The sequence below is a fragment of the Methanothermococcus sp. genome (assembly GCF_015523155.1).
GTDB lineage: Archaea > AGJL01 > Methanococci > Methanococcales > Methanococcaceae > Methanofervidicoccus.
This window is the reverse complement of sequence record NZ_WAKW01000004.1, coordinates 1-7,029: the sequence shown is the minus strand read 5'-3', so window position 1 is coordinate 7,029 and position 7,029 is coordinate 1. Positions and strand designations below refer to the sequence as shown.

Genomic DNA, 7,029 nt, shown 5'->3' with positions numbered 1-7,029 from the left:
AGATTATAATGTTAAAATACTTAACTTTATTAAAAAACTTCATTTTAAGATTTAGAATTAAATATCCTTTCTCTTTTATCGTTATTCTTATATATTAATAAGTTTATATATAAGATATAACTTTATTTATTTCTATTATTATTTTATTATTTTTTATTTTTGGTGATTTTATGAATTGGGTTGAAAAATACAGACCAAAAACCATGGCGGAGGTTGTTGGAAATACAAAAATTAAAGAGGAATTAAAAAAATGGATTGAAGATTATTTACATGGTAATTCTGTAAAGCCCATTCTCCTTGTAGGTCCTCCAGGATGTGGTAAAACAACACTTGCAAATGCCCTTGCAAATGATTATGGTTTTGAAGTAATCGAATTAAATGCAAGTGATAAAAGAAACAAAGATGTAATTAATCAGGTAGTTGGAAGTGCATCGATGTCAAAGTCGTTATCTGGAAAGAGGGCATTAATTATTTTGGATGAGGTTGATGGTATATCTGGAAACAGCGACAGAGGGGGGGTTGCTGAGATATTAAAAATAATAAAAAAAGCTAAAAATCCGATAATATTAACTGCAAATGATATATATAAACCATCATTGATATCTTTAAGGAATGCCTGCAAAATTGTAAAGATGGGGGCTGTTCATACAAATTCCATAGTGCCGGTGTTGAGAAAAATAGCCCTAAAAGAAGGTTTTAATATAGATGATGGCATTCTTAAAATAATAGCAAAACATGCAGGTGGTGATGTTAGGGCGGCAATTAATGATTTAGAATCCCTTGCACTTGGAAATGACTTAAATTTGGAAAATGTTAAAGAACTCCAAGATAGGGATATTGAAAAAAGCATTTTCGATGCCATAAGAATTATATTAAAAACTACCCATTATGATATTGCTGTATCCTCCATATATGATGTAAAAGAGGATATTGGAACTATTGAAGAATGGATTGCTGAGAATATACCAAGAGAATATAAAAAGAAAGAGGATATAGTTCGTGCCTATGACTACCTCTCAAAGGCTGATATATTTTTAGGAAGGGTTTATAAAAGGCAATATTATGGATTTTGGAGATATGCCTCTGCACTAATGACTGCGGGAGTGGCTCTTGCAAAGGATGAAAAATATAGGGGATTTTTTTCCTATGTTAGACCAACGGTATTTACAAAACTTACTAAAACAAAGGCAAAACGAAATATTATGAATAAAATATTGAATAAAATAAGATTAAAATCCCATATATCTACAAAAAGAGCCAGAGATGATATACCCTATTTACAGATTATCTTTAAATCAAATCCAGAATTTGGGGCGGAGCTCGTAGAATTTTATGAATTCACAAGTGATGAATTGGAGTATTTAACAAATAAAACTATTGCTAAAAAGATATTTAAAATAATAAAAGAAAAATCAAAAGCAGAATCGGTGTTAATGGATAAAATTAGTAAAAGAAAGGATGAAAAAGTAAAAGAAATTAAAGAAAACTTGAAAATTAAAGAGCTTACCAATATTAAAGATGGATATAAAGATATTCAAATAGATGATAATGATAATAAAAAAACTAAAAAAAACATTGTTTCCAAAGAGAGAAATAAAAAAGGAAATAACGAAAAGGATAAAGAAAAAGAAAAACCAAAACAAATTACATTGGAAGCGTTTTTTTAATAAATTTTTTATAACTTTTTATTTTGACTGTTTTATTTTTTTTATTTAACCATTATATCCAGTACTAAAACATACTCTCTTGGAGAGTAGGACTTTACAATTCTTTTTTCCAAAATTTCGCAATTACATTTAGATTTAAATAATTTGATGGCGTCCTTAAAATCTTTGCCTATGGTGTAGTAATGTATTATGCCCCCTTCTTCAACGATATTTAAGGCTTTATCTACAAATAAATGACTATATTTTGGAAGATTCATTATCACCCTATTTCCCTTTATATTCACCTTTCTTACATCTTCAAGAATCGGAATTACTTTATTTTGAAGTTTGTTTAATATTATATTTTTTTTAAGTAGTTCTATTGCATGGGGGTTTATGTCAATGGCATAAATCTTCTTTGCATTTTTGCATGCTATGGAAAAGGGTCCAACTCCGCAAAACATATCCACAACAATATCATCAAATTTTACTTTCTCCATAATCCTTTTCCTTTCCCATCCCAATCTCGGTGAAAAATAGGCCTTTTCAACATCTACCCATAACCTATATCCATTTTCTTTATAAAGCGTTAATGTTTTATATTCTCCTGCAAGAAATTCCAATTCCCTAATTCTAAATTCTCCTTTAATACGGCTTTTTCTCCTAAACACAGTTTTTATTGATGGAATTAATTCCAATGCACTTTTTCCTATTTTTTTTCTAATATCTTCATTTATTTCATCGGATATTTGAGTTATTACAATATCACCAATTACATCGTAGGACAATGCTATAAGACCAGCATCTATTTCTTTTTTAAAATTTTTAATTAGATATTCTCTAAAATTTATCTTTTTATGTGCTTTTTTTAGCCATTTATCATTTACTTCAACAAATTCGATTTTATTTTTTATTTTGTTTATATCTTTTTTTATATCCTCATTCAAATTTGTCAGAGGAATATACAAATAATCATCTTCTTTTTTTAATTTGTAATCCTTATTCAATAGTTTATTATCTAAAAGAAATCTTCTTATTTTTTCTCCTTCTTTAACATTAACCTTACAACAAATCACCATAGGGGCTCACCAAGATATTTAAAAAATTATAAAAATATAAGGAAAAAATAAAAATAGTAAATTATCCTATTTTTTTGATTTAAGTTTATAGTAGTGATATTCAACAGTTTTTAAATTTATCCCTGTTATTTCTGAAATCTTTTTTGGATGCTTATCGAGATATTTGGATATAATTTCCTCATTTTTTGAAGGTCTTCCAGTTTTTGCCTTTATAGGCTTAACTTCTAAATTAATATCCTTCAATGCCTCAAGAAGTTTTTTGTTTGTGCGTTTATATTTAGATTCTGGCAAATATATAGTTTCAACATTTGAATTTTCCAATATTTCAATAACCAAATTTTTGGACAATTCTGTATTTATATATATTTCTTTTTCATCCCCAAAATCTAATTCAATATTTTTAATAATATCCCTTGCAGATTTCCCCATCAACTTTATCATATTTTATCATTTTAATTTTTTATAACTTTTATGTAAATTAATTTTATTATTTTATATAGACATCCACAGGATTTATCTGACCATCGATAATGTATTCAAAATCTATTTTTTTATCCCATCCAACCTTTTTGAATATACTCATAAAATATAATCCAACTATATATTTTGGTTTTAATTCATTTATCAATCCAAAAACATCGTTAAGAGATACACCAGAGTTTTCCATAGCAAGTCCTCCAAGAAGCACCAAAACATCTGGATTGTATAATTCATCCTTATTTTCCAGCTCTTCATACTGTATTCCCAAAGATTTCTGAACAAGTTTTACACCACTATTTATATCTGTTTCTGGAATAAAATACTGTTTTTTTATATCTCTTATAGCATAAGCGTTTAATTCTGCAAATGGAAGACATACATACTTTGAACCTACAAAAACTACCTTTTTTGCATTCAGATTTTTTATAATTTTTCTAAATGTTCTAAGTTGAAATGATACTCCAGAACCTCTCTCTATATGTTTCATGTTTTTTCCTCCTATTTTTTATATATTTATTATTTAGTTTAAATATTTTTTTACATATATATAATTTAGTTTTAAATATAATTTTTAAAAATATTTATATATGCTACCATAAATAATATATATTAGATAGATTAGAATTAGATACTATTAATGTATTTAAATATATATTATATTAAATAGAATAGGTGAGATTATGAGAGAGATTATAATCTCAGAATGTATAAATTTATTGAATAAATATGATTATGTAGTTTCACAGTCTTTTAGTAGGTCATGTTTTGATTTATTGGCTAGGAAAAACAATATAAAATACATAATAAAAGTATTGAAAAACATAGATAGTTTAAGCAAGGGGCAGTCAATAGAACTCATAAAAATATCTCACATACTAAACGCAATCCCTTTGATAATTGGAGTGAGAACTAGAAATGTTCCAATGGAAGATGATGTTGTGTATGAACGACACAATATTAAAGCCATAACATTTAAAACTTTTAAGTTATATTTAGAAGGAAGCCCACCTGTTGTCTACGCCAGTAGAGGTGGGTTTTTTGTAAATATTGACGGGGATACATTAAGAGAAACCAGGGAAAAGTTAAATATTTCAGTTGGAGAGCTTGCAGAATTTTCAAATGTATCGAGAAAAACAATATATAAGTATGAACAAAATAAAGCAAATCCTTCTATTGAAGTTGCTTTAAAAATAGAGCAGTATTTGGATGTTCCATTAGTTAAAGGAATACCTTTGGAACTAAAAATAAACGAAAATGAAACGTTAGACAACGAAACTTGCAATAAATATGCAATTCGTAATAATGACAATAATTATAATAACTATGATGAAGAATTTAAACAGCATGTAATGAATCTATTATATGAATTGGGATTCAACATGATTGAAACAAAAAAAGCCCCATTTGATGCAGTTGCTGAAAAAAATGATATATACGAACATGAATATATAAATACATCATCATTACTGTTAACAAATATTGAAGAAACAGAAACCGAAGAAACTAGAAAAAAGGCATTAATTGTAAATCAATTATCATCAATATTAAATAGTTATTCATTATTAATTTTGGAAAAAGGAGCAAAGGATATAAAAGGTATAAAAACTATAAGCCTAAAAGAACTGGAAAAGATGGATGATGCATTTGAACTATTTGATTATTTAGTAAGTAAAAATAAAAAATTAAAATAAAAAAAATTTTTATATTCCGCAAGAAGTCCTTCTTTCTAAAAATCAAAAGTTTGATAATACGAAATATTTTTTAATCTCCTCGCTTCTCGAAGATAAGGGAAGGAGGTAATGCACTATTTCAATGCCATTTTTACATCTTCAGCTTTTACTGTTTTTCTACCAGCATGTTTTGCTAATTCTGCGGATTCTTTTGCAATATCCATTGCAATGTCTTCTAAGGCTTCAACTAATACCTTAGCTGCTTCTCTACTTACTCTTTCAGCACCAGCTTTTTTTAATATTCTTTCCATTGGAGCGATTGGGAGTTCTGCCATATATGTCACCTATATTATTTAAGAGTAAATTTTTATTTTACATTTTTAAATAATTTAATTGGTATTTCATCATTATTTAAACTTTTCGATTATAATTATTTTATTTTTTTATATCTTATAAAATTATTAAGAATGATTCATAATATATCTATTTATATTTAATTTTATTTTTAACCTTAAATTCAAGTACTATTCCATCATCAAGTGGATAATATTTTTTTAATTTTAGTTTTACACATTCATCAACTGTTTTAAATCCCTCACCATCTACATAAGTGGGAGCCATTACTCCTCCAAATATCTTTGGAGCTATATATACCCTAACTTCATCAATAAGATTTTCTTTAAACATACCCCAATTTAATGTGCCACCCCCTTCTAAAAGTATTTTTTTTATGCCTTTTTTATATAATCTCTCCATCAACTCTTTTAAATTAACCTTTTCAAATCCTGTTCTAATTATAGATATATTTTCTATTTTTTTTAATTTATTTATCTTTTCAGTTTTATCAGCTGTGTCTTTTAAAGTTGTGGCTATAATAGTTTTAGCCTCCTTATTTAACACTCTTGCATTTAATGGAATCCTTAATCTACTATCAACGACAATTCTTGTGGGGTTATCCTCTGTTTTTGCATCTATTTTATGAACCGTTAATCTTGGATTATCTTTTAAAATCGTTCCTATACCCACCATTATAGCATCGACATTCTTTCTAATTTGATGAACTCTTTTTAGGTCATTTTCACCCGAAATTCTTGAATCGTTTTTTACCGTAGCCAATTTTCCATCCAAGGACATCCCAACATTTGATATAACATAGGGTTTTAAGGACTTTTCCATAAATACACCATATATATTTTTTTAATTTTATTTAATTTTTAAATTACCTCTATGTTATATTCCATATCTATGTTTAAATTTTTTATTTTTTACTATATAGTGGTATAAACTTTCAATATCTTTTAAATCACCATGGCTATATCTTATTATATCTCTTCTAATATTTTTATTTACATTGATACCCCTGCTTTCAAGTTCATTTATAATTTCTCTGGCATATCGTTTTCCAGTTCTGTCAAAATCAGTCAATAAAATAACATCTTTAATACCCTGTTTCACGAGCTCATCTGCAATCTCAAAAAAAGGTATATGTGAAACAGTTATAAAATTTCCATCAACCCCTAATTTTTTTAATGATGCAATATCTTTTTTTCCCTCAACAAGTATTGGCGTGCCATTTTTACTTTCATGTTTAAGCACATCAATGGTTTCAATGAGTTTTAAAAAATATTCTTTTCTTTTCATATTTACACATTTAAGGTGAATTACCCCCCTTACGGAAGGGGTTAAACGAAAACCTTTCGGTTTTCATAGCCCTCGCCTTCGGGCAAACCTTCCTACTCATAGGGAATTCTAACAGAGATTACCTTTATATAGGGTATAACTCTGAGTGAATTACTTCCTCCGTCTTAAAATGGACTCTCCCATCGCAAATCTTTATTTACGAGCTAAAATCCGAAGGATTTTTCAAGCCCCGACTTTAATATCGTTTTAGGGGACTTAAAAAGAATGGTTATAAAATAATTTATCATCTGAGTAGCACTCTCAGCCTTCTCAGATGATGATTGTAGATATATCTATAACTACCATTATCATGTATGAATACTACTATATAAATTTTGCCCGCATTTCCGAGCGAAGCGAAGGAAATATATAAATCCCGAAGGGATTTTGAGGATTCATCCTCCCGTAGTGAAGCGAAGACCTAAAACTAACTTTTAAGTTTTCCTCACTATTGTTCAATGCTGATTAGAAAAA

At 27.8% G+C, this 7,029-nt stretch carries 8 protein-coding genes; 2 read left to right on the top strand and 6 right to left on the bottom strand.

All coding sequences use genetic code 11. The features are described 5' to 3' along the window. The first annotated feature begins 170 nt into the window (after positions 1-170). On the top strand, positions 171-1,667 hold the full coding sequence (locus F7B34_RS01265) for a replication factor C large subunit (RefSeq protein WP_292459698.1): 1,497 nt from the start codon (positions 171-173) through the stop codon (positions 1,665-1,667). A gap of 41 nt (positions 1,668-1,708) precedes the next feature. Here the strand turns inward: F7B34_RS01265 and F7B34_RS01260 are convergent, their stop codons facing one another. The 3 genes from F7B34_RS01260 to F7B34_RS01250 all read right to left on the bottom strand — a co-directional run bounded on the left by F7B34_RS01260 (position 1,709) and on the right by F7B34_RS01250 (position 3,692). Next, positions 1,709-2,725: a class I SAM-dependent methyltransferase family protein gene (locus F7B34_RS01260; protein ID WP_292459696.1), complete on the bottom strand. Its 1,017-nt coding sequence runs from the start codon at positions 2,723-2,725 to the stop codon at positions 1,709-1,711. A gap of 66 nt (positions 2,726-2,791) precedes the next feature. Further along, positions 2,792-3,166, bottom strand: coding sequence for a hypothetical protein (locus F7B34_RS01255; RefSeq protein ID WP_292459694.1), 375 nt, complete (start codon positions 3,164-3,166; stop codon positions 2,792-2,794). Between the two features lie 46 nt (positions 3,167-3,212). After that, positions 3,213-3,692, bottom strand: coding sequence for a DUF2124 family protein (locus tag F7B34_RS01250; protein ID WP_292459692.1), 480 nt, complete (start codon positions 3,690-3,692; stop codon positions 3,213-3,215). A 193-nt stretch (positions 3,693-3,885) separates the two neighbouring features. Here F7B34_RS01250 and F7B34_RS01245 point away from each other — a divergent pair, with 193 nt between their 5' ends. Further along, positions 3,886-4,896 (top strand): transcriptional regulator, encoded by a 1,011-nt coding sequence (locus F7B34_RS01245; RefSeq protein WP_292459691.1) that lies wholly within the window; start codon positions 3,886-3,888, stop codon positions 4,894-4,896. A gap of 113 nt (positions 4,897-5,009) precedes the next feature. Here F7B34_RS01245 and F7B34_RS01240 read toward each other — a convergent pair whose 3' ends face one another. From F7B34_RS01240 to F7B34_RS01230, 3 genes are all read right to left on the bottom strand, one after another. Beyond that, positions 5,010-5,210 carry a histone family protein gene (locus F7B34_RS01240; RefSeq protein WP_292459689.1) on the bottom strand — a complete coding sequence of 67 codons (201 nt, stop codon included), beginning with the start codon at positions 5,208-5,210 and terminating at the stop codon, positions 5,010-5,012. A gap of 148 nt (positions 5,211-5,358) precedes the next feature. Continuing rightward, the gene (locus tag F7B34_RS01235) at positions 5,359-6,051 is read right to left on the bottom strand and encodes a 2,5-diamino-6-(ribosylamino)-4(3H)-pyrimidinone 5'-phosphate reductase (RefSeq protein ID WP_292459686.1); all 693 of its coding nucleotides are present in this window, start codon (positions 6,049-6,051) and stop codon (positions 5,359-5,361) included. A gap of 54 nt (positions 6,052-6,105) precedes the next feature. Beyond that, entirely contained in the window at positions 6,106-6,516 is a 411-nt protein-coding gene (locus F7B34_RS01230) for a toprim domain-containing protein (RefSeq protein WP_292459685.1), read from the bottom strand. Positions 6,517-7,029: the final 513 nt, after the last annotated feature.